Origin of the sequence: Paenibacillus sp. VCA1, assembly GCF_031583795.1 — a bacterium.
Taxonomy (GTDB): Bacteria; Bacillota; Bacilli; order Paenibacillales; family Paenibacillaceae; genus Paenibacillus_AQ; species Paenibacillus_AQ albilobatus.
This window is the reverse complement of sequence record NZ_JAVLSX010000005.1, coordinates 542623-568859: the sequence shown is the minus strand read 5'-3', so window position 1 is coordinate 568859 and position 26237 is coordinate 542623. Positions and strand designations below refer to the sequence as shown.

The 26237-nt window shown below is 53.1% G+C and carries 22 protein-coding genes; 9 read left to right on the top strand and 13 right to left on the bottom strand.

Features of this window, described 5'->3' with window-relative positions; all coding sequences use genetic code 11:
- Positions 1-1272: 1272 nt before the first annotated feature.
- Positions 1273-2877: an S-layer homology domain-containing protein gene (locus tag RJP21_RS14570; protein ID WP_310859883.1), complete on the bottom strand. Its 1605-nt coding sequence runs from the start codon at positions 2875-2877 to the stop codon at positions 1273-1275.
- Positions 2878-3209: 332 nt separating this feature from the next.
- Between RJP21_RS14570 and RJP21_RS14565 the strand changes: the two genes are divergently transcribed.
- Complete coding sequence (locus RJP21_RS14565; protein WP_310859882.1) at positions 3210-3776, top strand: GNAT family N-acetyltransferase; 567 nt, start codon at positions 3210-3212, stop codon at positions 3774-3776.
- Positions 3777-3812: 36 nt separating this feature from the next.
- Here the strand turns inward: RJP21_RS14565 and RJP21_RS14560 are convergent, their stop codons facing one another.
- The 5 genes from RJP21_RS14560 to RJP21_RS14540 all read right to left on the bottom strand — a co-directional run bounded on the left by RJP21_RS14560 (position 3813) and on the right by RJP21_RS14540 (position 10632).
- Positions 3813-4373 (bottom strand): GNAT family N-acetyltransferase, encoded by a 561-nt coding sequence (locus tag RJP21_RS14560; RefSeq protein ID WP_310859881.1) that lies wholly within the window; start codon positions 4371-4373, stop codon positions 3813-3815.
- Positions 4374-4397: 24 nt separating this feature from the next.
- Positions 4398-6140 carry a proline--tRNA ligase gene (locus RJP21_RS14555; protein ID WP_310859880.1) on the bottom strand — a complete coding sequence of 581 codons (1743 nt, stop codon included), beginning with the start codon at positions 6138-6140 and terminating at the stop codon, positions 4398-4400.
- Positions 6141-6523: 383 nt separating this feature from the next.
- Positions 6524-7192 carry a class II aldolase/adducin family protein gene (locus tag RJP21_RS14550; RefSeq protein WP_310859879.1) on the bottom strand — a complete coding sequence of 223 codons (669 nt, stop codon included), beginning with the start codon at positions 7190-7192 and terminating at the stop codon, positions 6524-6526.
- A gap of 62 nt (positions 7193-7254) precedes the next feature.
- The gene (locus RJP21_RS14545; RefSeq protein WP_310859878.1) at positions 7255-8754 is read right to left on the bottom strand and encodes a rhamnulokinase; all 1500 of its coding nucleotides are present in this window, start codon (positions 8752-8754) and stop codon (positions 7255-7257) included.
- Positions 8755-8844: 90 nt separating this feature from the next.
- The gene (locus RJP21_RS14540; protein WP_310859877.1) at positions 8845-10632 is read right to left on the bottom strand and encodes an L-fucose isomerase; all 1788 of its coding nucleotides are present in this window, start codon (positions 10630-10632) and stop codon (positions 8845-8847) included.
- Between the two features lie 302 nt (positions 10633-10934).
- Here RJP21_RS14540 and RJP21_RS14535 point away from each other — a divergent pair, with 302 nt between their 5' ends.
- Positions 10935-11945 carry a LacI family DNA-binding transcriptional regulator gene (locus RJP21_RS14535; protein ID WP_310859876.1) on the top strand — a complete coding sequence of 337 codons (1011 nt, stop codon included), beginning with the start codon at positions 10935-10937 and terminating at the stop codon, positions 11943-11945.
- 103 nt (positions 11946-12048) lie between these two features.
- Positions 12049-13362: a TrkH family potassium uptake protein gene (locus RJP21_RS14530; RefSeq protein WP_310859875.1), complete on the top strand. Its 1314-nt coding sequence runs from the start codon at positions 12049-12051 to the stop codon at positions 13360-13362.
- Positions 13363-13523: 161 nt separating this feature from the next.
- On the opposite strand, the gene RJP21_RS14525 is transcribed toward RJP21_RS14530, so the two are convergent.
- Complete coding sequence (locus RJP21_RS14525; RefSeq protein ID WP_160037630.1) at positions 13524-14201, bottom strand: response regulator; 678 nt, start codon at positions 14199-14201, stop codon at positions 13524-13526.
- The gene (locus RJP21_RS14520) at positions 14198-15034 is read right to left on the bottom strand and encodes a sensor histidine kinase (RefSeq protein WP_310859874.1); all 837 of its coding nucleotides are present in this window, start codon (positions 15032-15034) and stop codon (positions 14198-14200) included. The genes RJP21_RS14525 and RJP21_RS14520 overlap by 4 nt, the downstream gene beginning before the upstream one ends.
- Before the next feature lie 160 nt (positions 15035-15194).
- On the opposite strand from RJP21_RS14520, the gene RJP21_RS14515 reads away from it, so the two are divergent.
- Entirely contained in the window at positions 15195-15938 is a 744-nt protein-coding gene (locus tag RJP21_RS14515) for a polysaccharide deacetylase family protein (RefSeq protein ID WP_310859873.1), read from the top strand.
- A gap of 106 nt (positions 15939-16044) precedes the next feature.
- Here RJP21_RS14515 and RJP21_RS14510 read toward each other — a convergent pair whose 3' ends face one another.
- Both RJP21_RS14510 and RJP21_RS14505 read right to left on the bottom strand, forming a co-directional pair.
- Positions 16045-17427 carry a DUF4179 domain-containing protein gene (locus RJP21_RS14510; protein ID WP_310859872.1) on the bottom strand — a complete coding sequence of 461 codons (1383 nt, stop codon included), beginning with the start codon at positions 17425-17427 and terminating at the stop codon, positions 16045-16047.
- Entirely contained in the window at positions 17424-17960 is a 537-nt protein-coding gene (locus RJP21_RS14505; protein WP_310859871.1) for an RNA polymerase sigma factor, read from the bottom strand. The genes RJP21_RS14510 and RJP21_RS14505 overlap by 4 nt, the downstream gene beginning before the upstream one ends.
- A 206-nt stretch (positions 17961-18166) precedes the next feature.
- Here RJP21_RS14505 and RJP21_RS14500 point away from each other — a divergent pair, with 206 nt between their 5' ends.
- Both RJP21_RS14500 and RJP21_RS14495 read left to right on the top strand, forming a co-directional pair.
- The gene (locus RJP21_RS14500) at positions 18167-18694 is read left to right on the top strand and encodes a YfiT family bacillithiol transferase (protein WP_310859870.1); all 528 of its coding nucleotides are present in this window, start codon (positions 18167-18169) and stop codon (positions 18692-18694) included.
- An 88-nt stretch (positions 18695-18782) separates the two neighbouring features.
- Positions 18783-20927: a YhgE/Pip domain-containing protein gene (locus RJP21_RS14495; RefSeq protein ID WP_310859869.1), complete on the top strand. Its 2145-nt coding sequence runs from the start codon at positions 18783-18785 to the stop codon at positions 20925-20927.
- Positions 20928-21093: 166 nt separating this feature from the next.
- Here RJP21_RS14495 and RJP21_RS14490 read toward each other — a convergent pair whose 3' ends face one another.
- The 3 genes from RJP21_RS14490 to RJP21_RS14480 all read right to left on the bottom strand — a co-directional run bounded on the left by RJP21_RS14490 (position 21094) and on the right by RJP21_RS14480 (position 23520).
- Positions 21094-21615 carry a PadR family transcriptional regulator gene (locus RJP21_RS14490; protein ID WP_310859868.1) on the bottom strand — a complete coding sequence of 174 codons (522 nt, stop codon included), beginning with the start codon at positions 21613-21615 and terminating at the stop codon, positions 21094-21096.
- 145 nt (positions 21616-21760) lie between these two features.
- On the bottom strand, positions 21761-22516 hold the full coding sequence (locus tag RJP21_RS14485; RefSeq protein ID WP_310859904.1) for a class I SAM-dependent methyltransferase: 756 nt from the start codon (positions 22514-22516) through the stop codon (positions 21761-21763).
- Between the two features lie 98 nt (positions 22517-22614).
- Positions 22615-23520: a LysR family transcriptional regulator gene (locus RJP21_RS14480; protein ID WP_310859867.1), complete on the bottom strand. Its 906-nt coding sequence runs from the start codon at positions 23518-23520 to the stop codon at positions 22615-22617.
- 146 nt (positions 23521-23666) lie between these two features.
- On the opposite strand from RJP21_RS14480, the gene RJP21_RS14475 reads away from it, so the two are divergent.
- The 3 genes from RJP21_RS14475 to RJP21_RS14465 all read left to right on the top strand — a co-directional run bounded on the left by RJP21_RS14475 (position 23667) and on the right by RJP21_RS14465 (position 25997).
- Positions 23667-24335 (top strand): DJ-1/PfpI family protein, encoded by a 669-nt coding sequence (locus RJP21_RS14475; protein ID WP_310859866.1) that lies wholly within the window; start codon positions 23667-23669, stop codon positions 24333-24335.
- A gap of 145 nt (positions 24336-24480) precedes the next feature.
- Positions 24481-24759, top strand: coding sequence for an ArsR/SmtB family transcription factor (locus RJP21_RS14470; RefSeq protein ID WP_160037620.1), 279 nt, complete (start codon positions 24481-24483; stop codon positions 24757-24759).
- A gap of 68 nt (positions 24760-24827) precedes the next feature.
- Positions 24828-25997 (top strand): MFS transporter, encoded by a 1170-nt coding sequence (locus RJP21_RS14465; protein WP_310859865.1) that lies wholly within the window; start codon positions 24828-24830, stop codon positions 25995-25997.
- Positions 25998-26237 lie beyond the last annotated feature (240 nt).

Here is a 26237-nt window from a genome sequence, read left to right as displayed (position 1 = left end):
ACATCTGAACAGCTTTATATTTCGATTCAGTTGAATGTGTGTGTTGGACTCTGGCCATATAAAAATCCCCTCCAAGTTAACAGTAAGAGTCAGTCTCTTATCTGTCTACCTAAAGGGGATAATATCACTTTACCGGCGTCAGTTTGTTTAATTTTCGCTGATGGCGTCTTCGGTTGCAAAATCGTATGTACTTCTTAATTCTCCTTAATGCCTCCGCCAGATTCGGATATTATAGGGGTAGACCCCTTCCGTTTTGAGATGCAAATAGAAGCTCTCCATGAAGGCGTTGTCTAGACAATTACCCCGGCGAGACATGCTGATTTGAGCGCCAACCTTTGGCAGCATATCGTGGTAAGCGTGTGACGTGTACTGAGAATCCTTGGTCGCTGCGAACGACCAAACCGGTCACGTCTTCTTGCTTAACAAATGCTTGGCAAACGTCAATAGGACTAGTTTGGTTTTTAGGCCGTGAATATCACTTAAGCAGATTCTCCACCATACGCTCTGCAGCGTGGTATGTCATGTTAATTCGGCGTTTCTGACGAATAATTGCTCGGAGTCCGAGACTTGCATAAGGCGTAGTACCTTCCTGTGGTTCACCATTCGCCCTCAGCCTGCCACAAGAACAGTTGGATCTGTTGGTAGCCATACTTTCCTTTGTAGCGTTTGTATATGGTGCGGATGCGTCGCTTGGCCTCTTTATCCTTCTTCCGCTTTAAATAGCCGTAATAGCCACTTCTAGACACGCCAAGGAGTTGGCGTAGTTTAGGCTACTTGCCTGGTTCGCCGCTTGTTCGATTAGTTTGAAGCGATTTTCTTACCTCCATATCCAGATTTCCAAACACTTTTTTAGTAATGAATTCTCCCGTTTTAACTGCTGAACATATCGTTCTTAATCCAGGTATTCCTTCCGTCTTTCATCTACATGCAATCGAACAGCTTCCATTTTCAATTCTTCTGAATAAAAATTAAAATTCTAACCTTTAACTGAATAAAAATACACCCCTTAGAATGGACTTGGGAAAAACCGATACTAGGTTAACCAATAAAATTCAAGATGGTGCATTTTTGTAGCATAACACGGAATTTTCATTTCAATCCACGCCCACATAGGATGAGACGTCGGAATTATTTTAAAACGCCAGATATATATTCAATTTCAATCCAGGCACCCACGTAGGGTGGGAGTCCGATTTTCAAGTAAAAAATCTTAATAAAATAGATTTCTCCTAATTAACCGCATTTATTACCACTTATACGTCGGTTATATCTTTAATACGACGCATAACGAACGGCATTGCTTAAACTGGTCCAAATGTCGTCGGTTTCCGCGCCCATATACCAATAGGCATAACCTGCGACTCCCCGTTTGGCGGCCATCATCGTTTTAAGCCCGAGCGAACGCCCGTCTTCCACCCAAATCTTGTGCTGGCTTCCTTGGCGCATGTAGCTGACGACATACTGTCCGAGATCCGAATCCCATGAACGGTTGTAGGCGACCGAGCGGATACGGTAGCCCTGCTGGATCAACGTCAGCTCTTCGGACGATACCCCACCGGATTGGAGCGTCCAGTCCCTAGTATAGAAGGGAAGCGCCAGTATGGTTTTCTTCGCCGGAACGACGGAAAGCATCCGGTTCAAGGCCGATTGAACCCACGGGAGCGAGGATACCGAACCCGCCACGGGATCGCCGTCCCAATGTTCGTCATAACCCATAAGCACGACGTAATCCGCATATCTTCCGAGCGCTTCGTAATCGAAGGCCTCGGTCCAATCGGTACCCAGGTCCGGGGAAACGTCGATGGACAGAACGGCCCCGGCCGCCCGCAGGCTCGTTCCGAGCTCGGAAATGAACGCCGTAAGCGAAAGCCGATCCTCGGGGTTCACGTTTTCGAAATCTACGTTGAGCCCGGATAATCCGTACGTCTTTGCATAACCCGCGAGTTTCTGAATGACGGCGGCGCGCGCGTGTTCATCCGACAGGATTTGATGCGTTAATGCCGAGTCCGAATGGTTTCCGAGCATGGCCCACACCTTTTTGTTGTTTTGCTTGGCCCAACTGGAAAGACTCGCGTCCGCATGGTTGGAAACCGGCGTCGATCCGTACTCGAGAAAAAACCACCTCGGAACCAACGTATTTACGGCGCTGTTTTTGACCTGCTCTTTAAACTGGGCCGTCGTTAAGCCGTTTTGCCAGCCGAGCTGGAGGCCCATATTCGGCGTTTGACGGATCGCTTTGGACCAAACTTTGTCGTGCAAAATCCGGTCCAACACGGCGGCCGTTTCCTCGCGGGTCATCGCATCGGCCGGACGGAACTTCCCGTCGGCTCCGCCCATCAGGCCAAGCGTATGCGCCGCCTGGACGTAAGGGACCGCCCAAGGGGCGATCTGATTTTTATCTTTGTAATCCAAACTGCTGCCGGTATCGCTGCCGGGGTCGACCTTCAGCGCCCGGACGATCAGAACGGCGGCTTCCTGCCTCGTAATTCGGGCCGACGGCTCGAACGAGCTTTTGCTTTTCCCTTCCGCGATCCCGAGCTGAACGGCCGCCTCGATCCAGCCGTAATACCAGCTTTTGGCCGGAACGTCGGCAAACGACGGCATGTCGGCATCCACGGGCGCCAGCTTTAGCAACCGGTCGGCCATGGCAACGAATTCAGCGCGCGTCACGTTTTTTTTCGGTTCGAATTTCCGGTTGCCCGTGCCGTTGACGACCCCTTCCTTCACCAGCTCCACAATCTCATTTTTGGCAAAACTTCCGGCAATGTCGTCAAACGGCAAAGAAGCGGAGGAGGTCGCCGCCCACGCGTTTGCGCAACCGCCCAGCGCCAATGCCCCCGCCATCCATCCAGCTATAATGATCTTTCGTGTCTTCAAAAGAAAATGCCTCGCTTTTTTTGGTTTTCATAGAATAGATTCATAACTCCTATCACAGGAGTTTGCAAAATCCGATTCCACCCGCTCCCAGGTACAATATATAGACGAATGAAACCGTTTCGCTCTATATATTGCTGATTGAAAGTAGCTCCTTGGATTTTTGCAAAATCCCTATCTACTATCCTACCAAAAAAGGGTATGAAAGGTGGATAACCAAATATTGGTACAAGCACCCAATCTTCAAGTTTTCATCCACTGCATGATTGAAATTTGTCTGCGGGAAGCATATAATCTTTCTTCAGCCTGCATGAAAAGAAGGGGGAAATTGGACGATGTTAACGGGAATCAACGGAAAACTCGCTTTGCGGCGGTTAACGCCGGAGCATGCGCAGGAGATGCTTGATCTCCGGCTCCGGAACCACGAGTATTTGCAGCCGTTCGAGCCGATCCGGGACGCGTCTTTTTTTACGGTCGAAGGCCAGGAAAAAGACATTTTAACCGGAATGGGCGACCGGGATCAGGCAACGTCCGCGCTGTTCGGCATGTTCGTAACCGGAAATGAAAGGGACGAGCTGGCTGGGCGGATCGCGCTCACCGGGATCGCTCGAGGCGCGTTTCAAAACGCGAATCTGGGGTATTTCATCGGCCGGGAGCATCAAGGAAAGGGCTATATGACCGAAGCCGTACGTCTATGTGTCCGGTACGCTTTCGAGGAGTTGGGCCTTCACCGCGTACAAGCCGGCGTTATGCCGAGAAACGCTCCTTCGCTGCGGGTCCTGGAAAAAGCGGGCTTCCGGCGCGAAGGGCTTGCTCTAAATTATTTGCTCATCAACGGCGTCTGGGAGGATCATGTATTGTTTGCGAAAACGCGGGAGGATTGGGAAGCCGAAAAAAAATAACCCGGCTCTATAAAGCCCGGGTTATGAAAGGATATGTCACAGCCGTTTGACCATGTGATAATACGCATGACCGTTGATCGTAATCTCCTTGTCCACTTCGTATCCCAGATGAAGGTACAGGGAATACGCTCTTGCGTTGTCCGTTACGACGGCCATGGCGATTTTACCGTAGCCGAGCGCGGACGCTTGTTCTTCGGAGGCGCGGATCAGCTTCGTGCCGATCCCCTGCCCGCCGAATGCCGGGGAAACGGACAGCGTGTCGATGTAATATTCGTCTTCGTCCGATTCCTTGTCGAGATGGAAGTGAGGGTCATTTTTCAGCTTCCGCAGCCGGTCCAGAATCGGCCGGTCCAGCTCGGCGATTTGATCCCCGCCGTAAGCGACGACGACGCCGGCGACCACGCCGTCTATTTCTTTCACGAGCGCCTGCTTATGGGAAAGCCTTCCTTCGTCGGCAGCGAAATACCGTTCCAGCATCTCCACAACATCCTGCTCCTTCTCTTCCCCCGTCAGCTGGTGCGCCACATCGTGAAGGGCGTCATACAGCAGTCTGGCAGCTTGCCTTGCATCTTCGGGTACCGCTTGTCGAATTGTCATGTTGTTTATTTCCTCCAATAATACCTATTCCCCTTTATTATAGTTAACCGTTACCTGAGGAACAAATTTCCGCGATCGCAAGACCGCCTCTTCAGCGGCAATCAGCTCTTTTTCATCCCCGTCCCGCCGGTTCTGCCATTCGACGAGTCCTTCGGCTGCCGCCTTCCCGACAACGATCCGAAGCGGGGCGCCGATCAGGTCCGCGTCCTTGAATTTCACACCCGGACGCTCGTCGCGGTCATCCAGGAGCACGTCGATTCCGGAGCTGCGAAGCTTTTCGTACAACGCCGTCCCCAATTCGGTCTGCGCCTCATCTTTGGCCGATACCGGGATGACGTGCACCTGGAACGGAGCGAGCGAAAACGGCCAAACGATGCCCGACTCGCCGCCATGCTGCTCCGCCGCAGCCGAAATGAGGCGGGATACGCCGATGCCGTAGCAGCCCATGATCATCCAGTCTTCTTGACCGTCCTTATTTGTAAACGTCGCGCCGAGCGCCTTGCTGTATTTGGTACCCAGCTTAAATACATGGCCCACTTCGATGCCGCGGCTGAAAACAAGCTCCTCCCCGCAACGGCTGCAGCGGTCGCCGATTTGGGCGTTGCGGTAATCGCCGATCCGTTCGGCCTGAAAATCCCGGCCGGGAACAAGATGGCGGACATGGTAATCTTCCCGATTAGCACCCGCGGTGCCCCCTTTAACGGCAGCGGCCGCGGCCGCTGAATCCAAATAAATCGGAATGTGAAGGCCTTTCGGTCCGGCAAACCCGTGCGGCGCGCCGGTCACCCGCTCTACCGTTTCCAAATCGGCCAATTCCAGCCGGTCTGCGCCGAGCTCGTTTTTCAGCTTGAACTCGTTAACCTCATGATCGCCGCGGACCACGACCGCAATCGGCTGATCGTCGGCCGTATAAATCATCGTTTTCAGGCATGATTCCGCCTTTTCTCCCAAAAAAGCGCTTAGCTCGTCGATCGTTTTGATCCCCGGCGTGTGCACCTCTTCGGGCTTCGGAACGAAATCGCCGTAAGCCGCTGCATGTTCCACTTGAAGGAAAACCGCTTTTTCCAGATTCGCTGCATAATCGCAGGGCGGACACGTCACGACCGTATCTTCCCCGATGTCCGCAAGCGCCATAAATTCAAGCGTTTCGCCTTCGCCGCCGATCGCTCCCGCCTCGGCTTCCACCGCCCGAAAACGCAAACCGCATCTTTCGAATATCCGGTGATAAGCGCGCACCATCGCCTGATAATTTTCATCCAGCCCCTGCCAATCCGTATCAAACGAATAAGCGTCCTTCATCAAAAATTCCCTGCCCCGCAGGAGGCCGTAACGCGGTCGCCGTTCATCCCTGAATTTCGTTTGGATTTGGTATAAACGAAGCGGAAGCTGCCGGTAGCTGCTCACCTCCGCCGCCACTAACGAGGTGACGACTTCCTCATGCGTCGGCCCCAGCACAAACCCGCGCTGATGCCGGTCCTGAAGCCGGATCAGCTCCGGTCCGTATTCCGTATGCCTGCCCGATTGCTCCCACAGCTCGGACGGCTGCATGGCCGGCATCAGCAATTCGTCAAAGCCGGCCGCCTGCATCTCCTCGCGGATGATCCGTTCCAGATTGCGCAGCACGCGAAAACCAAGCGGCAAAAAGCTGTAAATGCCCGCAGCCGTCTGCCGGACGTAACCTCCCCGGAGCAGCAGCCGGTGACTAGCCGCCTCCGCTTCGGCCGGCGCTTCCCTTAACGTGGAAAGCAGCATTTGTCGTTGTCTCATACGCTCATCTCCCTTGCGTCATCGTATACAAAAAAACACACCCGTCCTTGCAAGGGACGAATGTGTTCGTGGTACCACCCTGTATTTAACAGCCGCCTGCGGCATGCCTGCCGCAAAAAGCTGTCCTCTATGGTCAACATAACGGGGTTCTCCCGGCCGGGAATGTTGCGGAACCTGCAGATTCCGTTCCATCCGGCAGCTCGCAAGATAGGGAAGCCCATGCTGCATGCGAAACCTTTCAGCCGCGGGTTTCTTCTCTGAAGCAGGCGGGTGTTCATGAGCCGTTGGTCTTGGTCACAGCTTTTGAAAATGTTTACAAACGCGCGTTTGTTTTTCCATACATTACAAGATGAAGCAAGGTGATGTCAAGCAAGATTCAGTCATTATTGCAGTTTTTGCAAAAGCTGCACGCGGTACGCTTCGCTCTCCAGCGATTGGATTTCCTTGTATTCCGCGTCCGTCAGCACTTTCGGCGTTCCGGCGGCTTTGGCCGCAAGGTAAATTTTTGCGCTTTCCTCCACCACTTCGGTGCGGTAATAGGCTTCGCGCAAATTTTTTCCCGTGGTCACCAGGCCGTGGTTTTCTAGCAAAATGGAATTGTATTGCCCGACCTTCGCCGCAACCGCGTCGGCCAGCAAGTCCGTCGTCGGCAGCACGTACGGGACAAACGTCACTTCGCCGACAAGCGCAGCCTGGTCCGGGAACAGCATCGGCAGCTCCTGTGAAACCAGCGTCAGCGCGATGCAGTATGCGGGATGCGTGTGCACGATCGCCTGAATGTCCGGGTTTTCGCGGTAAGCATACAAATGCATCAGCACCTCCGACGATGGACGGAACTCCGTGTCGAGCACTTTGCCGGACCCGATCTCCACGCGGATCCACTGATGAGGTTCAATGTCTTCCAGGGCAAAGCCGCTTGGCGACAGCAGCATCAGATCGCCGGCTTTGGCGCTGATGTTGCCCCCGGGGCCGACGACAAGCCCTTTGGCGACGATTTTGCGTGCGTAGAGCGTCAGCTCCTCGCGTACTTGTTGTTCCAGTGATTGCGTCATCTCTCCATGCACTCTCCTATCCGATTTATTCCGGTCCTAAGACCGGAACGCTTCCTTATTCCTTACTCTTCCGTCTTCTGAAGCACAAGCAGCCGTTCGTATGTCCGGTACCGTTCTTCCCATTCGCTTGCGTTTTCCGGCACATACATTTCGGGCGGGAAGGACCGGCGGACAACCTCGCGGATGTCCTCCAAACCGCCAACTTCCCCATGGGCTTTGGCCTGCATCATAAGGTTTCCGATCGAAGTCGCTTCGACCGGCCCCGCGATGACGGTTTTGCCGGTGACGTTCGCCGTCAGCTGGCAAAGAAGCCGGTTCTGGATGCCTCCTCCGACCATGTGGATCCGCTCCAGGCGCTCCCCGGTCAATTCCTCGATTTCATCGAGCGTCTGCCTGTATTTAAAGGCCAAACTCTCCAAAATGCAGCGAACGATTTCGGGTCTGGACTGCGGTACGGCCTGGCCGGTAGCCCGGCAGTATTCCCGAATCCGCTCAGGCATGTTCCCCGGCGGCAAAAATACGGCGTCGGCCGCATCGACATAGCTGGCATTCGCCGGCGCATGCTGCGCCATTTCCGTCAATTCGGCGAAGCTGAGCTCCGTCCCTTCCATCGCCCAGGTGCGGCGGCATTCCTGAAGAAGCCATAACCCCATGATGTTTTTGAGCATGCGGATTTTGCCTTCGGTACCGCCTTCGTTGCTGAACAGCAGCCGTCTGCTCCGCTCGGTCAAAATCGGCTCGCTAAGTTCGATGCCCATAAGCGACCATGTTCCGCTGCTGATGAACGCGTACCGCGAGTCGGTCGCCGGTATGGAGGTGACCGCGGCGGCCGTGTCATGGCCCGCGGCCGCAATGACCGGCATCGCATCCAGCGAAAGCTCGGCGCAAATATCCGGCCGAACCGTGCCGAGACGCGTTCCCGGCATGATGATCGGATTCAATAGCGATGACGGGATCGAAAGGGCATCCAGCACCTGCCTGCTCCAATCCCTTCCGGCAGCATCCAGCATGCCGCTTGTGCTGGCAATGGTGTATTCGCTCGCCATGGTGCCGGACAAATAGTAATGGAACAAATCAGGCATAAACAGCATGCGCAAGCCGCCCTCGTTTTGACCCAAACGCAGCTCCTCGTCGGCAAACAGTTGGTATACCGTATTGATGCTGGAGGATTGGATCCCGGTCCGGGCGTAGAGCTCGGTCTCCGGAATGCGCTTTACAGCCTCCTTCATCGCCAGCTCGGTCCGAAGGTCGCGGTAATGGTACGGGTTGCTTGCCAGCCGTCCCTTCGGGTCGACCAGACCGTAGTCGACGCCCCACGTATCCACGGCGATGGACGCGGGCGTGCCGCCAAGCTGCTGCTTTGCCTTCATCATCCCCCGCTTCAATTCATGGAACAGCCGCAGAAAATCCCAATGGAGCCTTTCGCCGAGCTGGACGGGCTCGTTTTCAAACCGGTGGACCTCCTGAATGGAAATCCTCGAGCCGTCAAAATGCCCGACGACCGCCCTGCCGCTGCTGGCGCCAAAATCGACCGCCATCATCTGCAATGATTTTGTGCTCACTTCTTCACCCCTTCGATTCTCAGAGCGGAAAAACCCGCCGACTCCGGTTTTCGCGATGTATGTCGGCGGGCATCCTCGTTTGAAGCGGAATTATTTATACAACGGCCCGAAGTTCTGGCAAGCCCTGTAATCCGCGCCTTCCGGATCCTTGGTTCCGAACAGGCCCCATGCTCTCGGCCGGAAGATCTGGTCTTCGCTGACGTTGTGCATGCTGACGGGAATGCGGAGAATGGAAGCGAGCGTAATCAGATCGGCGCCAATGTGCCCGTAGCTGATCGCCCCATGGTTCGCTCCCCAGTTGTCCATGACGGAGTACACGTCCGTGAAGGCGCCTTCGCCCGTCAAGTTCGGCGCAAACCATGTCGTAGGCCAGGTCGGGTCCGTACGTTGATCCAGCTTGTCATGCACTTCTTCCGGCAGGTCGACCGTGTAGCCTTCCGCGATCTGCAGAACCGGTCCCAGCCCTTTCACCAGATTGAGGCGGGACATCGTGACAGGCATGCCGCCGCGCGTAAGGAAATCGGAGGAGAATCCGCCGCCGCGGAAGTATTCCACCGCCGCCGGACGCCACGAAGTTGCTTTAAGGCACTTGTTTGCCTCTTCTTCGGTGATTTCCCAGAACGGTTTCATGACGGGTTTGCCGTCCCTCGTTTGTTCGCCCGTGCCGTCGAGCGCGGCCGGACCGGAGTTGATCAGATGCAGCAGACCGTTTTGCCCAAGCCCCGTCAGTTCGTGGCCGGTAACGCGTTTCACCGCGTCCGGGCTCCAATATGTACGGACGTCGGCAAAAATTTGCGCCGTGTTGGTCAGCAGGTAACCGAACAGCATCGATACGCCGTTCAAGCTGTCGTTTTCCGTTGCCACCAGGTAAGGGGCGCGGATACCGTTCCAATCGAAGGAGGAATTCAAAATCGCTTCGTGGAAGTCGCCGTTCGGGAAATGGTCGGTCCATTGGCGCTGGCCCTGGAAGCCGGAAACGATCGCGTTATGGCCCATCGCTTCTTCGGCGAAGCCGAGCTCTTCGAGCCGTTGGTTGCCTACCATCAAATCGCGTACGATTTGCGTCATTTTGACGACCGTTTCCCAATCCTTGTCTTTCTTTTCGCGGGAGGTTTGAATGTCGGCCGGGTTGTTGTCCGGACCCTCCTTGCAGTTTTCCTTCACCCAAGCCAGCGCCGTTTTATATTCCTCCGGATCATAGATTTCTTCTTCGATCCGGCGGGTAATTTCGGACATATCGACGTATTCGTTGCGCATGCCCAAATATTCCTGGAAGAAGTCCGGATCGATCATCGAACCCGCGATCCCCATCGATACCGAGCCGATCGCCAGATACGATTTGCCTTTCATGAGCGCAACCGCCAGGCCCGCCTTCGCAAAACGGAGCAGCTTCTCCTGCACATCCGCCGGAATGGAAGGATCGTTCAAATCCTGCACGTCCCTGCCGTAAATCCCGAAAGCCGGAAGGCCTTTTTGCGCATGGGCGGACAAGACGGCGGCCAAATAAACCGCACCCGGTCTTTCCGTGCCGTTGAAGCCCCATACCGCCTTGGGAATGGCCGGATCCATGTCCATCGTTTCGGTGCCGTAACACCAGCAAGGCGTGACGGTGATCGAAACGCCGACGCCGGCTTTGGCGAATTTGTCCGCGCATGCGGCCGCTTCGGCCACGCCGCCGATACAGGTATCGGCAATCACGCATTCCACCGGCGAACCGTCCGGGTACCGAAGGTGTTCGTTGAGCAAAGAGGACACGGCTTTCGCCAGATTCATCGTCATGTCTTCAAGCGACTCGCGTACTCCCTTTCTTCTGCCGTCAATGGTCGGACGAATGCCGATCTTGGGAAAATCCTGCTTCCATCTTGCATCCTTCGTCATAACTGTTTCTTCCTCCTCATAGGAAAATAGGATGGGACATGCGCTTTTACAACATAGGGTTACCGATAACCCTAATACCAAAATGAACGCAGCTTTCGCTTTGCTTAAAAAAATGATCTCAAAGAAATAAATCTTGACGGACCTTCACAAAAAGAGAGCTGCGTATAAGTTATAGCCAATGTTATCCTAGCAAGTGTATAATGGGGTTATCGATAACTTTAAAATAGCAATGAAAACGGTTGCTGTCAATCGAAATTTTCTACTGACGCACTCTTAAATACACATCCAAAAAGGGGTCTACCATGGTTACGATTTACGATATCGCCCAAAAAGCCAACGTCTCCGCGATGACGGTGTCGAAGGTGATCAACAATACCGGAAGGATCAGCGAGCAGACGCGCAAGCGGGTTAAAAAGGTGATGGAGGAGCTGAACTACGTCCCGAATTCCAATGCGCGCAGCCTCGTGCTGCAGCAAACGCAAATTTTGTCCCTGCTCATCACCGACATTACCAACCCGTTTTACACCAGTCTTGCCCGCGGGGCCGAAGACAGCGCGAAAAAGTTCGGATACCGGCTGCTGTTCGGCAACAGCGACGAGGACTACGACAAGGAACGGGATTACGTCGACATGATTCTTTCGACCCGCGTGGACGGCGTCTTGTTTGCGCCTGCGGGAGACCACTCCCTCAAGCACCTCGAAAAGCTGCGCGCACACAACATTCCTTTCGTTATTTTGGACCGGGCCGTGCCCGGCATCGACTCGGATATCGTGCTCGGGGACAGCAAACAAGGCGCCCGTAATCTAGTCGATTACCTGATCGGGCTTGGCCATCGCCGCATCGCGCTCGTCAACGGTTCGCTGGACGTTTCCACCGCGAGGCTGCGGTACGAGGGATACGCCGAGGCGCTCCGGCTGCACGGCATCGGTCTGGATGACCAACTCGTCATCCATAAAAGCTACCGCGAATATCAAGACGAAGACCAGCTCGAACAGCTGCTGGATCAATCCTCGCCGCCGACCGCCATTTTCGCGGCGAACAATTTTTTGGCCGTAGGCGTCATCAACGCCCTGCGGAAAAAGGGGCTTCGCGTGCCGGAGGATATGTCGGTGGTATGCTTCGACGACCTGGATCTTTCTTCGGCGCTTGACCCCTTCCTGACCGTCGCTTCCCAGCCGGCCTATCAGTTCGGCGCCATGGGCATCCAGCTGCTGGTCGAGCGGATTCAGGGCAGCGCCGTGCCGGAGCCGAGGAAGCTTATTTTGCCTTCCGAGCTTATTATTCGTTCTTCCGCCAAGACTTTCGGCAAATAATAGGGTACAATAGAAGGAACGTTTTGCTTGAAGAAGGTGACGTATCATTCCATCCATCCGCTCGAAAAAAATAACGAAAAACCTGCTGACGCCTCCCAAAATATTGGTGTTCGGCTTTCTACTCATCATTACGATCGGGACGTTCCTGCTGTCTTTGCCTTTTTCTTCGGCAACCGGCGAACGGATCCCGTTCCTGAACGCCTTATTCACGGCGACCTCCGCCACATGCGTGACCGGGCTTACGGTCGTGGATTCCGGGACGGCCTTTTCCGTATTCGGCCAAATCGTCATGATCGTTTTGGTCCAGGTCGGCGGGATCGGCTTCATGACGATGGCGACGATCATCGCGTTGGCGCTGAACAAGCGGATCTCCCTGCGCGAACGGCTCATTTTGCAGGAGGCGCTGAACCACGGAACGATCGACGGCGTCGTTCGTCTCGTCAAAAAGGTCATCATGTATTCCGTGCTCGTGGAATTGGCAGGAGCGCTGCTGCTCGGAATTCATTTTTTCTTTTCGCTGCATCTCCCTTTGGGAAAAGCGGCTTATTTCGGTGTATTCCACAGCGTCTCCATGTTCAACAACGCCGGATTCGACTTGATGGGCACGGTCAACGGACCGTTTAGCGGCATGGCCCCGTTCGTCAACGATCCTTTCATCAACATCGTGATGATGGTCCTTATTTTCCTCGGGGGCATCGGTTTTATCGTGCTTTCGGACCTGATCGAATTTCCGTCGGCGCGCAAAATTTCGCTGCACAGCAAAGTCGTCCTGACCGCGACGGCCTGCCTGATCGTCATCGGCACCGTGGTCATTTTCGTGATGGAGTTCAGCAACCCGAACACCCTTAAACCGCTGCACGCGGGGGGCAAATTTCTCGCTTCGCTGTTCCAGTCGGTGACGACCCGATCCGGCGGGGTCGCCACGCTCGATGTCGGCTCGCTTCGTCAATCGACGCAGTTCATGCTGATCCTGCTTATGTTTGCGGGAGCCGCGCCGGGCTCCACGGGCGGGGGAATCAAAATCACCACCTTCGTGCTGCTGCTCGGAGCGGTGCACGCCATGATGCGGGGACGCCCGGACGTCATTTTGTTCCGGAAACGAATCGCCAAGGACGTCGTATACAAAGCGATTACTCTGACCCTGCTGTCGCTGCTCCTGATCATTTTGTTTTCCATGCTGCTGTCCGTTACGGAGCATCAGGATTTCCTGACCATCCTGTTCGAATCCACCTCCGCCTTCGGGACGACCGGGTTGTCCATGGGAATGACGACACATCTGTCCCCGCTCGGCAAAGTATGGATCGTCTGTCTGATGTTCTTCGGGCGGATCGGACCATTAACGCTGATCTATGCGTTATCGCGCGAGCGCAAAAAAGATTTGTACAATTATCCCGAAGGACAGATCATCATCGGCTGACGAAAGAGACAAGCGTTTATTTCATAAAAAATCCGGCAGACCGCTTTTCGGCTGCCGGATTTTTTGCTGCGGCTCCTTGTTGATCAGCGCCGGGTGGTAAAAAAGATGGAAGGCAAACGCCCTCCATCTTTTTTTGCTCCGGACCTCCCGGCCCTTTGCGTTTATTCCTTCCACAGTTTGTTGAAAAGCCCCGGCTTGCGGCCGACGAGCCCTTTTTCGATCGCATAACGCGTCAGCTGAACCCGGTTTTCCAAATGCAGCTTCTGCAATATGTTTTTCAAATGGTTTTTTACCGTCTGGTCCGATATGTGCAGCTCCGCCGCGATCTCCTTGTTCGTCAGCCCCGAGGCGACCCAGTTCAAAATTTCGCGTTCCCTGTTGGTCAGCGTCTCATGGTACTCCGGGTTTCTCGCCGTCAGAGGAAATTCCCGCAAAATTTGCGTCGCCAGCTCGCGGCTGAGCGGAGCCTCATCGCTCATGATCGCATGCAAATATTCGATCCAGGTGGATGGCGATAAATTTTTGAGCAGATACCCTTGCGCCCCCTGCTTCAGCGCCTCGAACAGATGCGAAGCGTCGTCGGAGACGGTAATGATGACGATTTTGACGTACGGAAACTGCAGCTTGATCTGCCGCGTCGCTTCCAGCCCGCCGATGCCCTGCATTTGAATGTCCATCAGAATGAGATCCGGCATGAGGGTTTCGGTCATCAAAACCGCCTCTTCCCCGCTTGTCGCCAGCCCTACCACTTCAAACGAATCATCCGCGGACAAAATTTCGTTCACCGCCTCGCGCGCGTGGGCGGAATCGTCCGCGATCAAAACGCGATACGAGCTCATGGTTTCTCAGCCCCCTTTCTAATTTCGACCCGGCTTCCCTTGGAAAGCGGAATGAAATCGACCTGCCATTCCAGCTCCTGCGCCCGTTCCTTCATGATCCGCAGCCCGTACCTGTCTTTCATTTGAAGCGGGTCGAGGATCATTCCTTTTCCGTTATCGTCGATCCGCACCACCCAAGCCAACGCGTCTCCGCTGCCGGTCACCGTCACCAAATCCGCATGGGCGTGCTTTCGGACGTTCAGCAGCGCTTCGCGGATGCAGGCGAGCAGCTCCACTTTTTCTTTGGCGGTAAACGCCTCGTCCGGAATGTCCCACCGGATCGAAGGATGAATGAACGTTTCTTTTGCCGTATGTTCGATCCGCGATCTCATGGAATCCTCGATTTCCTTCTCGTCCGCATTCGCTTGAAAACGCAGATTGGCGATGGCTTGTCTCACGTAACGGTTCACCTCGTGCACCAGCTTGCGCATCTCTTTGAATTCGGCCTGAGCCGCCAACCCTTGCTGCCGGGCTTCCGCCCGGTCCATCTTGACGGACAACAGAAACAGCGACTGCGCGATGCCGTCATGCAGCTCCCGGGCCAGCAGATCACGGGCGGCCAAGGCGGCATTTTCCGCGCGTTCCTTGTTCAGCTCTTCCTGCATCTGCTCAAGCCGGTGAAAAAGCTGGCTGAGCAGCGTCATGCTGATCAAAAACACGATGACCGGGGTCATAAAATTCCCCGCTTCCATCGACAAATACGGCATTAACAGCGTATGGCGCACATATTCCCATAACCCGACCGTCAGCGTCGGAACGATCAGAATCATCCATTTGATTTGCGTATAAGACATAACGCCCTCCCAAACAGGCTTTTTCAGAACATTGTAGCATGAAGCCGGGAAAAATGCCTGACCCCGATGGGCCATGTATGTTTACGCATCCCCTGTCGCATACTAGCTACGGACTTTACGGACGGGTCATGAAAGCCAATATAATGGAGGGGTTGAAACCATGCAAATATACATACGGCGGGTTTTGCTGACCGCATGCGCCGCGGTGTTCGCGACGGGCATCCTGACTCCCGCTGCCGCAGCCCCTTCCGGAAGCAAAGGGCGGGAATATTACGAGCAGCGCGGGGACGTCATTTGGGAAATTCCGAACAGGGAGAAGGTCATCGCCCTCACCTTCGACGATGGCCCGGACCCGGAGGAAACGACGCATATTTTGGATTTGCTCAAGCAATACGATGCCAAAGCGACCTTTTTCGTCGTCGGCAAGCAGGTGGAAAAACATCCCGAGCTGGCGCGGAGAGAGGTGGCCGAAGGGCATGAGCTTGGAAACCATACGTACGACCACGCCTATTTTAACCGCGGCAGCTCCGTGGAAACGATCGCCAGCCAGCTTCGCCGAACCCAGGAGGCGATTTTCAAAGCAACCGGAAAACGGTCTTATCTGTTTCGCCCGCCGGGGGGCTACTACAGCGAGCGCTTGGTCGACACCTGCAAAAAAGAAGGATATTTGGTCGTCATGTGGTCCTGGCATCAGGATACTTGGGACTGGAATCGCCCGGGCGTGCGCAAAATCGTGAACAAGGTGTTGGGCAATGCCCGCAACGGGGATATCGTGCTTATGCATGACCATGTCGAAGGAAAATCGCAGACGATTGACGCGCTGAAGGAAATTTTGCCCGAGCTGAAAAAAAGAGGCTACCGTTTCGTTACCGTGTCCGAGCTGGCGCAGTACAACATCCCGTAAATTAACGTGCAGCCAGCCTCACGGAATATGTACTTTGCCATTCAAAAAAGGACATGGTATTTCCGCATCGCGGAAAATTACCATGCCTTTTTTCAATTAAACGTATTTATGGCTTGGACCAGTCCAGCGGGACTCTAATGACAGTCGGCGGTTGGGGTTTATACCCGGGCTTGTTGTCGTACGTCATCATCTTGATTTTCTGGAAGGAACCTCCATCCGGTTTAGGGAACTTGATTTGAAATATGAATCGCTCTTTTGATATTCTTACCGGCCGTCCGCTGCTGGCATGTTCCTTTCCTTTGGAATCGACAAGATGCAGGTCAGGATTTTGATTCCCGGCGTCGCTCGCTTCGTAGGTCAGCACCGTTTCGTCGTCGCCGACTTCCACTTGGGTAATCGTTACCGTTCCGCCGTCCATGCCTTTCAGAACGATCGGAAACGAGCCGTGTAAAGGTGCCGTTTCCTCCCGTTGAACAAGCTGCTCCGGATTGCTCGGTTGATCGTTGATCAATACTTCAACGTATTTTGGATGCGGATTGATGGCTGAGGTCGGTCCGAAATTGTTGGTAATTTCATACTCTCCCCCCATGCCTCCGGCCGTTGCAAATTCGGTCTGAAGATCGTCCCGCAACCTGTACGAAACGTCGTTTTCTTTATATTCGCTGGTGCGAATGGCAAGCTGCGTCGATACCGGCGTAAACGTGATGCGTTCGACCGTTTTTTTCCCGCCGTTAACCTCGATGGTTTTGTTCGGGAAAAAGGTTGTGGTATCGGGACTTGTTTTCGCCACCGATAAAGGCACGGTAACGGACCAGTCGCCCTGTACCTGGCCGATCCGGGAAATGTTCATTCGCAATTTGTACCCGTCCAAATACTGATACGCATCGATGAGCGTGCTTCCGATAAATGCGTGGTCGTTCAGCTTCGTAAATTTGTGGGTGCTCATCATCGTCGGCTCGGCTCCGGCAAATTCCAGGCTATAGTACACCGCCACGTCTTTGTCTCCGATTCTTTTCTTGTCGTCCAAATATTCCACATCGTAATTCAGGACGATTTGAACCCCGTCGTAAAAAACTTCATCCATCGTAAACCGGATATCGCGGTCGGTCACGGACGTATTGACCTGTACCCCAAGGCCCTCTTTTTCGATTTTTGATAAACCTTGTTCCTCGAACCCCCCATCTGCCAGCAGCATTTTTATAAAAGGAAACCGGGACAATGCCGCCCGGACATCCGGGGAAGCGGTAAAAGCAGCACCCCCTAGCAGAATCACCACAAGCATGGCCGAAGCAGCCGTCTTCCACCGGTTTCTGCTTTTTGCCTTCCTCCGGATACGATCTGCGGACGACACGTGCCGTTCCCACACCTCTTCAAAAGGTACGGCGGGTTGCATATGCCTCCATCTGTTATGTATTGCCTCCGCATGTTTTCGCAAAGCTTTGTCTTGTTCGGTACATCCAAAATCCTCCGGGCCTGTATTCGGGCTCATTCCATTTCCTCCTTGCATCGGACTTCGGGCCAACCCGAGCCGTGGCTTCGCCTCAGCTGCTTTAGCGCTTCATGTAGCCTTGACTTGCATGTTCCTTCCGGAATATTGAGCGCTTCGGCCACCTCGGGCAGCGACAGCTCCGCATAATAATGCAAAATGATTACTTCTTTTCTTTTGGCCGAAAGCTTGTTGACGGATTCCCAAAGTTCCCGCTCGCTTTCGCTTTTCATCAACGATTCCTCCACCAGAAACTCGTCACCGATGTCGGGCGGGTCCTCTTGAAAGAAAAGCCATTTCTGCCTGCGCATGGCGCTTTTGGCCAAGTTGACGGCAATCCGGTACAACCACGGTTTTAACGGTCTGGATGGATCGTACTGGTCGTATTTCTGAAACGCCCGCAAAAACGTCTCCTGCATGATGTCGTCAGCCGTCGGGGCGGACCGGGTCAACATCAACGCGATGCCGTACACATAAGGCGAATAGCTGTTGTAGATCAGCCTGGCCTGCTCTTCGGATATGTTCTGGAGTCCCAATATCGCTTCCCCCTTGTCTGTTGCTTACTATACGCTTTAAAAAGACGAACCGTTCGGTCAAGCTTTCAAAAAAATGCTGCGGATTGGCCCCGTGTTATGTTAAAGTTGTGAAAAATATCGTTTTACGCCAAAAGCAACATATAGTAATTATAGAAGGGCTTTAGGCTGAAAAATGATCAGACATACCATTTGGGGAGGTACATGTTATGAATTCGGATTTACGTTATCCTATCGGAGAATTTGCGCCGTCCGACGTGATTAGTCCTGCCGAGCGCAGTTATTGGATCGATCAGCTTCGCGCGCTGCCGAGCCAGGTCAGGGATGCCGTGGCCGGGCTTACGGATGAGCAGCTGGATACGCCTTATCGTCCGGGCGGGTGGAGCGTTCGTCAGGTGGTGCATCATTTGGCCGACAGCCACATGAACGCGCTGCTGCGCATCAAGCTCGCGCTTACCGAAGAAGAACCGACGATCAAACCCTACGAAGAAAATCTTTGGGCCGAGCTTGTGGATTCCACCGCTCCGGCTCCGGAGCATTCGCTTAAAATTTTGGACGGCGTTCACGCGCGCATGGCGCTTATTTTTAAGCACATGAAAGAGGACGATTGGCATCGGTCCTTCGTACATCCGGTCAATGGAAAAACGACGCTGGACCGTCATCTCGGCTTATACGCTTGGCATGGACGCCATCATCTGGCGCATATTACCTCGCTGATCCGCAGAATGGACTGGTAAACTTTTCATTGCGGCTATAAACGGTTAATATATCGCAACAAAGCAAATAATAACAAAAACCGTTTCATAGACGAGGTATAAAAGCGACATGAAAAACATCGGACTTATTTACGGCAGGGATATCCGCAATATCGTCACCAATTGGGCAGCGCTGGTCATCATTCTTGGATTGGCCATGCTGCCGTCTTTGTATGCGTGGTTCAACATCAAGGCCTCTTGGGATCCTTACGGCAACACCGGCGACATCGCGATCGCGGTAGCCAACAACGACAAAGGGACGACGCTAAGGGGCCAGCCGATCAACCTCGGCAACGAGATCATCAACTCTTTGAAAGACAATCACAAGCTGGGCTGGCGCTTCGTGAGCGAAGCGGATGCCATGAAAGGCGTCAAGCACGGGGATTATTATGCAAGCATCGTCATCCCGGACAACTTTTCGGCGACGATCGCCACCGTGCTCTCGAACCAGCCGGTCAAAGCCGAAATTTTATATTACGTCAACGAAAAGATAAACGCCGTTTCCCCCAAAATCGCGTCGTCGGGCGCGAGCGGCATCATTCAGGAAGTCAGCAAAAACTTTGTCCAGACCGCCAACGGCACGATTTTCAAAATCTTCAACGAGCTGGGCATCGAGCTGCAGGAGCAGCTGCCCACCATTGAAAGAGTAAGGACGCTGATCTTCAAGCTGGAAAAGGATTTCCCCGAAATCAACCGCGTCGTCAACACCGCTGCCGATGACGTTCAAAAAACCGACCAGCTCGTCAAAAAGGCGCAAAGCAATCTCCCGGTCGTCGTCGACATCGCGGAAAAAGGGCAACGTTTCGCTTCCGGTCTGGATACTTTTTTGACCCAGGCTTCGGGAGCGGCCAAAAATATCGCCCCAAACGTCAAACAAGATCTGCTGCTCCTGCAGCAGACCGCCATTGCGACGCAGCAGCTTGCTTCCGCCTTGAAAGATCCGAACGTAGACCCGGCCGTCGTCACCGACATGCTCGATCATGTGGCTTCCAGGCTGGATATCGGGCTCAAGGTCCAATCCCAGCTCATCGCCTGGTTCGACCAGCTGAACAAAGTGACGGGGAACAAACTTGGATTCGTCAGCTCGCGGCTGAGACAGGTGCAGGATAAAATGAAGGAACAGCAGACGCTTGTCAGCACGATCAGCAGCGCCGTGAAAAAGGGCGAAAAACCCGCTTCCGATCTGGTCGACCGGCTGAGTCAAGTATCCGGGGACGCCTCGCAGCTGCTTGGCAATATCCTTGGCAGATACGACAGCGAAATCGAACCGGCCATCCTCAGCGGGCTGAACCAAGCGCGGCAAACGGCGGAAAAGGCGCGGAATACGCTAAACGACGCGCTGAAAAGCGTGCCGGACGTGAAGAAAATTTTGAGCGACGCATCCAAAGGATTGGCGGTCGGAACCCAAGGGCTGGCCGTCATCAAAAAGGAATTGCCCGCCGTCGAGAAAAAGATTACCGAGCTTGCCGATAAGATGCGGGAATTCGAAAGCAAAGGCAACCTGCAGGAGGTGATCGGGCTCCTGAAAAATAATTTCCAGCTGGAAAGCCAATTTTTTGCCGAACCGGTCGTCCTGAAGGAAAACAAACTGTATCCGATTCCGAATTACGGATCGGCGATGTCGCCGTTTTTTTCCACCCTTTCGTTATGGGTCGGAGCGACGCTGCTCGTGTCCCTGATCACGACGGAGGTTCACGGGGATCATCCGTACAAAAACTACGAGGTCTATTTCGGCCGGTTTTTCACATTTCTGACGATCGCGCTGCTGCAATCCGTGCTGGTTACGTCCGGCGATATGTTCATCCTGGGAACGTATGTGGTGGACAAGCCATGGTTCATTTTGTTTGGCCTGGTGAACAGCGCCGTCTTCATGCTTATGGTGTATACGCTGGTGTCGGTATTCGGCAACGTCGGCAAAGCGCTGGCGATCGTGCTGCTCGTGCTGCAGCTGGCCGGCTCCGGCGGCACTTTCCCGATTCAGACGACGCCGCCCTTTTTTCGGGCGATCCATCCGTTCCTGCCGTTTACGTACGGCATCAGCATGATGCGCGAAGCCGTCGGCGGCATCATCTGGCCGATCGTTCGCAACGACCTGCTGATCATGTGCATCTACGCGGCGGTCACGCTGGTGGTCGGCTTGGCGCTCAAAGGCGCCATTAACCAGCTTTCGGCCGGACTTGTCAAAAAGGCCAAAGAGAGCAAGCTGATCCATTGATGCCATGACGTTACAAAAAGCCCTGTCCGAAGCGGCATAACCGCTTACTGGACAGGGCTTTGGCATTAGAACGGCAAAAACGGTTTTTGTGGCTTCGGTTCGCGGACGATGAAAGAGATAAAAATAAAAGCTGTTTAATCCGATATTTTCTGCAATGCGGCGGATCTTATATCGTTTCATCCTCCAGTTCCTGAAGCGTCTGGATCAAAAAATTTTGGTTGCATTCGAGCAGCGCCAAGCGGTGCCGGAAGGACAAATTCACGCCGATGCCTTCGTCATGCGGCGGAATTTTGGAAATGGCCCCGATGAGCCCCTGCACCTTTTCCAACTTGATCCGGAGCAGCTCTTTCGCATCCCGCCGGGAAAGATGATCGATAAACATCAGCCCGATGTTCCCGTCCGGCGTCGTATTTTCTGCATGGATTAGGGAAGCGCGCAGCAATTCGTAAAACAGCTTTTTTCCCTCTTCCGTAATCGAGTAGATTTGGCGGGGCGGCCGGTTGCCTTCCTGCTCGACCGTCACGTTGACGCAGCCCTGCTTATCCAAACGTTTTAAGATGGCATAAGCCGTCGCTTTTTTCATATCGGAAACTTGCCCTAAATTGCGCTCAATAAAATCGTTAATCTGGTATCCATGCTGGCTTTGAGTCATCAGCAGCCCCAAAACGAGCAGTTCGCGTTCATCCATGTCAAGACTCCTTCAATGCTGTTGCTACTTCTAGTATAGTCATCCTTGACTACGAGGTCAAAATAAACCGGGACGGGCAGCGAAAAGACGTACACTGCCGTTCCCTTTTTGGCGCCTCTCCCGCTTTTCGTGTCATGTCAAAACGTTACCCTTTCTTTCGGGCCGCAATAACAAACCGGTGACAGCTCGTGTCCAAATACCCCTGCTGCTCCAATTGGCCATGGAGGACGCGAAGCTGCTTTTCATACCGTTCTACCGAAAAATCCGGAATTTGCCAGGGGATGACGCTCAAATAATAAACGATGGCGCCAAGGTCGAAAAAACGGGATCGCGTTATCTCTTCGTCACGTCCTTCGATTTCAAAATAGGGCTGCAGCTCCTGAACGGCGTATTCCAGATTCCAATGGGCGAACTCGTCGTTTGGCGCCCCCAGCCACTCGTTGAATTCCTGGTCGTTAGCCCCGCCAACCTGCTGGGTAATGAAACGGCCGCCCGGCTTCAGGATCCGATGAACCTCCTTCGGGCTGTAAGACTCATGGCGGTTAATCACCAGGTCGAACTCGCCGTCGGCGTATGGAAGCTTTTCATCCTCCGTAATGTGCGAAACCCGGACCCCTAACGGTTCAAGCCTTTGCCGGGCCACCTCCACATTCGGCTCATATCCTTCCGTGGCGCAGGTATGCGCAGGAAGCTTGGTCAGCCTCGACAGAAATTCACCTCCGCCCGTCCCCATATCCAGCATGCTCCCGGAATGGCGGAGAGCTTGTTCCACCAGTTGATAATAATTCCAGCGCAGCGGAAATTCCTGCAGCCTGCCCGTATTCCCAAGGTATGAAAAATCCCAGCCGCTAAAGGTCATATCCGTGGATTGCAGCGCTTCTTCATAGGACAGATTGGTCATCAGCTTCATGTGTACACCTCTCGTTTCTCATTTACACCTAGATATTATATTTTCTATGAATATTGCTAAAAACCTTCCAGTAAAGGTCCGTTGCATCGTTAACGGCCATCATTGAACATAACCGCCCCCTCCGTTAACTTCGCTTGAAGCAATCTCGCCGGATAACTTAATTCCCTGTTTTTATGAACGATCAACCCGTGCATGGAATAGTTTGCCGAACTGATGGGAAGCAATTTAAGATCGCCATGCTCAAGCTCTTTTTTCACCGCAATTTCCGGAACCAACGCAAACCCAATCCCACATTGGACGGATTGCTTGATCATCTCCAGACTCGGGAGTTCTATCGCTTCCATAACGTCGATTCCCGCATCCTGAAGCGCCATGCCGGCCTGTGTGTGATATAAGCAATCGGTCCCGAAGCTGATCATGGCTTCTTGGTTTAATCGCTCTAGTCCCTCGCGTCCAACCTCCCGCGCCAAAGCAGCCGATGCGACAAAAATCAATTTTTCTTCAACCAAAGGATAAAACAGAATGTCATTTCGCTTCGGATCGCGCGGCACGATGCCAAAATCAATCGCATGGTTCAGCACTTGATCCAGAATATCTTGATGGAACCCGGATTCAATCCGAAGTTTCACTTTGGGGAATTCCTTCACGAAATGCTGCATAAACAAAGAGAACCGCGTCAGAAAAAAGGATTCCTGCATACGGAGATAAACCGTGCCTTGGGCTTGCTCGATCTCATTCATCGCTTCTTCGATCGAAGTCCCCAAGTGGATAAATTGATAAGCATATTTCAAAAGCTTCTCACCCGCTGCCGTCGGTTTGACTCCGCGAGATAAACGATGGAACAATTTTTGCCCGCATGCTTGCTCCAAAAGCTGAATATGCGTTGTCACGGTGGATTGAACATATCCCAGTTTATCCGCTGCGCGGCTAAAACTTTGTTCTTCCACCACGACGATAAAGGTTTTGAAAAATCTTCCTTCCAGCAACTCTATCACAATGAACTCCTCCTGATATCGAAAAACGAAATACATTATATCGATGACTATCATGACTGCGATATCTGATTCCATGATATCATGATTTCCGTAAGTAAATAAGAAACAGATTTGAAAATTCGATAGGAAAGCGAAAGGAGTAAGTGATGAGTAAAAAGCAAGGTTTTAGACTCGGAGTTTATGTTTTCAAAGATGCTGAGGTCGTTGATTATGCGGCGCCTTACGGCGTATTTTCCGTCGCAAGAAGGCTCGATCCGGAACTTGACGTCTTTCTTGTGGCGGATTCTTTAAGACCCGTTCAAACGCAAGCCGGCCTAACCGTACATCCCAATTACAGTTTCAATGAAATGCCCGATATGGATGCCTTTCTCATTCCGGGAGGTTTCGGAACAAGACAGGAAACTTACAATAAACGGCTGCACCAATTCATCTTTTCGCTTCCCGATACCACGCTGCTGACAAGCGTCTGCACGGGTTCATGGATTTATGGAAACATGGGGCTGCTGGACGGCCTCCCTGCTACAAGCCGGAAAGAACCGGATCGGCTGGAGGCATCCGAAATGGGCAAAGTGCCGATCGACCGTCTTGCCGAAATTGCGCCGGCCTGCATGATCAGCAGGGCTCGAATTGTGGATGCGGGCAGAATCATTACCGGAGCCGGCATCGCGTCGGGGATGGAAATGGGGTTTCATTTGCTAAGACGCGCCGGATACGGCGAGGACTTCATCTCGGACGTAGCCAGGGTAATGGAGTATGCCGAAGCATACGATCTTTACAAACAAGACATCGAGTATTTCACTCCCTCGCGCATGTAAACGAAAGGAGCCATCCGGCATGGATCGGCTCCTTTTCTATATTTTTTCACAAAAATAAACTTGAGGGCTTTACGTCACCACATTTTTATGTTACATTATTTCTGCAAATATCGAAATATAAATCGAATTTAGGAGGCCGGGCGGCATGAAAGAAACGAAAGATCAGCAGCAGGCAGTTAAAATTTATAAAGCGCTCGGAGAACCTACCCGGCTCAAAATCGCCTTGCTTCTCAAAGAAGAAAGCGACCAATGTTGTTCCGTTCTGGGTGACAAACTGCAAACGGTGGCCATCTCTACGTTGTCCCATCATTTGAAGCAAATGGCGGAGTCCGGATTGCTGACCTCGCGCAAAGAGGGAACCTTTATCTATTACACCTTAGACAAGGAAGTGGCTGCCAGATACGCTCCATACCTGCTTGAATAATTTTTTTTGATTTATATTTCGATATTTTTAAAAATATAGTTATTAATCAAATCGGGAGAGTGAATCTTTTGCAAAGCACATGGAAAGTATACGTTCTAGCCTTGATCAGCTTTTTGGTCGGAACATCCGAATACATCATTTCCGGGATATTGGACCGGATCGCAGAGACGTTGGGAACAAGCGTTGCGGCAGCAGGCCAGCTCATTACCGTCTTTTCCCTGGCCTATGCGGTCGGTACCCCTATTTTAATGGCGCTGACAGCCAAAATGGACCGGCGGAAACTTCTCCTTTATTCGCTGGGCCTCTTTATTGCGGCCAATCTGCTGACGTTTATTTTGCCTGGTTTCGGCCTCTTTATTGCCGCGAGAATTATTATGGCATTAGGTGCAGGCATGGTCATCGTTACCGCGCTTAGCATCGCCGCCAAAATTGCGCCGCAAGGCAAACAGGCCAGCTCCATCGCCACGGTTACGATGGGCTTTACCGCATCGCTCATTATCGGGGTTCCGCTTGGCAGAATGGTAGCTTCGGCTTTTGGCTGGAAGGCGGTATTTCTGGCCATCGCCATTCTCGGGATCATCGCCATGCTTGTCATTGCTGCGGTTATTCCACGTATGCAGGGCGACAAGCCGGTCCCTTTGGTCAAACAATTGGCTTTGTTAAAAAAACCTCAGGTATTGGTTGCTTTGGGGATTACGTTTTTCTGGCTGGGAGGATATTCGCTCGCCTATACCTACATCTCCCCTTTTCTGCTGGAGGTAACGCATTTAAATGAATCACTGATTAGCGCAGCCCTGCTCGTGTTCGGCATTGCCAGCTTGATTGGCTCGAAAGTCGGCGGCTACAGCGCGGATAAACGCGGCATTATTTTCACGCTGGTTTCAGGGATGATTCTTCACGTCATTTCATTGATTTTGCTATCCTTCGCCGGACAGTCGGTCATTGCGATATTCGCTATCCTGATCCTTTGGTCTTTTGCCGCATGGTCATCCGGTCCGACGCAGCAATTTAACCTCGTTTCGCTTGTTCCCGAATCCTCGGGCGTCATGTTGAGCTTGAACCAATCCACGATGCAGCTTTCCATGGCTGTCGGCGCGGCAGTCGGCGGACTGATCGTTAACCGCGTTTCTCTCGCATCCATTACCTGGTTCGGGGCACTCGGCGTACTCATCGCCATCATCGCCGCGTTTGCATTGTCCGGCATGGCATCACGGCATTCGGCGGTTCAAGCGGATTAAGATTCTTAAAAAAACTGCACTCCCAATGGTTAGACGCAGCCATGGAGGTGCAGTTTTTTTGGTCTGCATGCAATATTACACTCCAAATGAATCCAGGCCCGGCGATGCGATCGACCCCTTCGCTCCCTTTTGTTCATGCCATCCTTGCCCCACCCACAGAGCTTTTTCGTTCCGCGCGGGGGATTAGGCGAGGGACAGAAACGTAGAGCGCCTTATTTTAGATTATTCAAAAATAATATA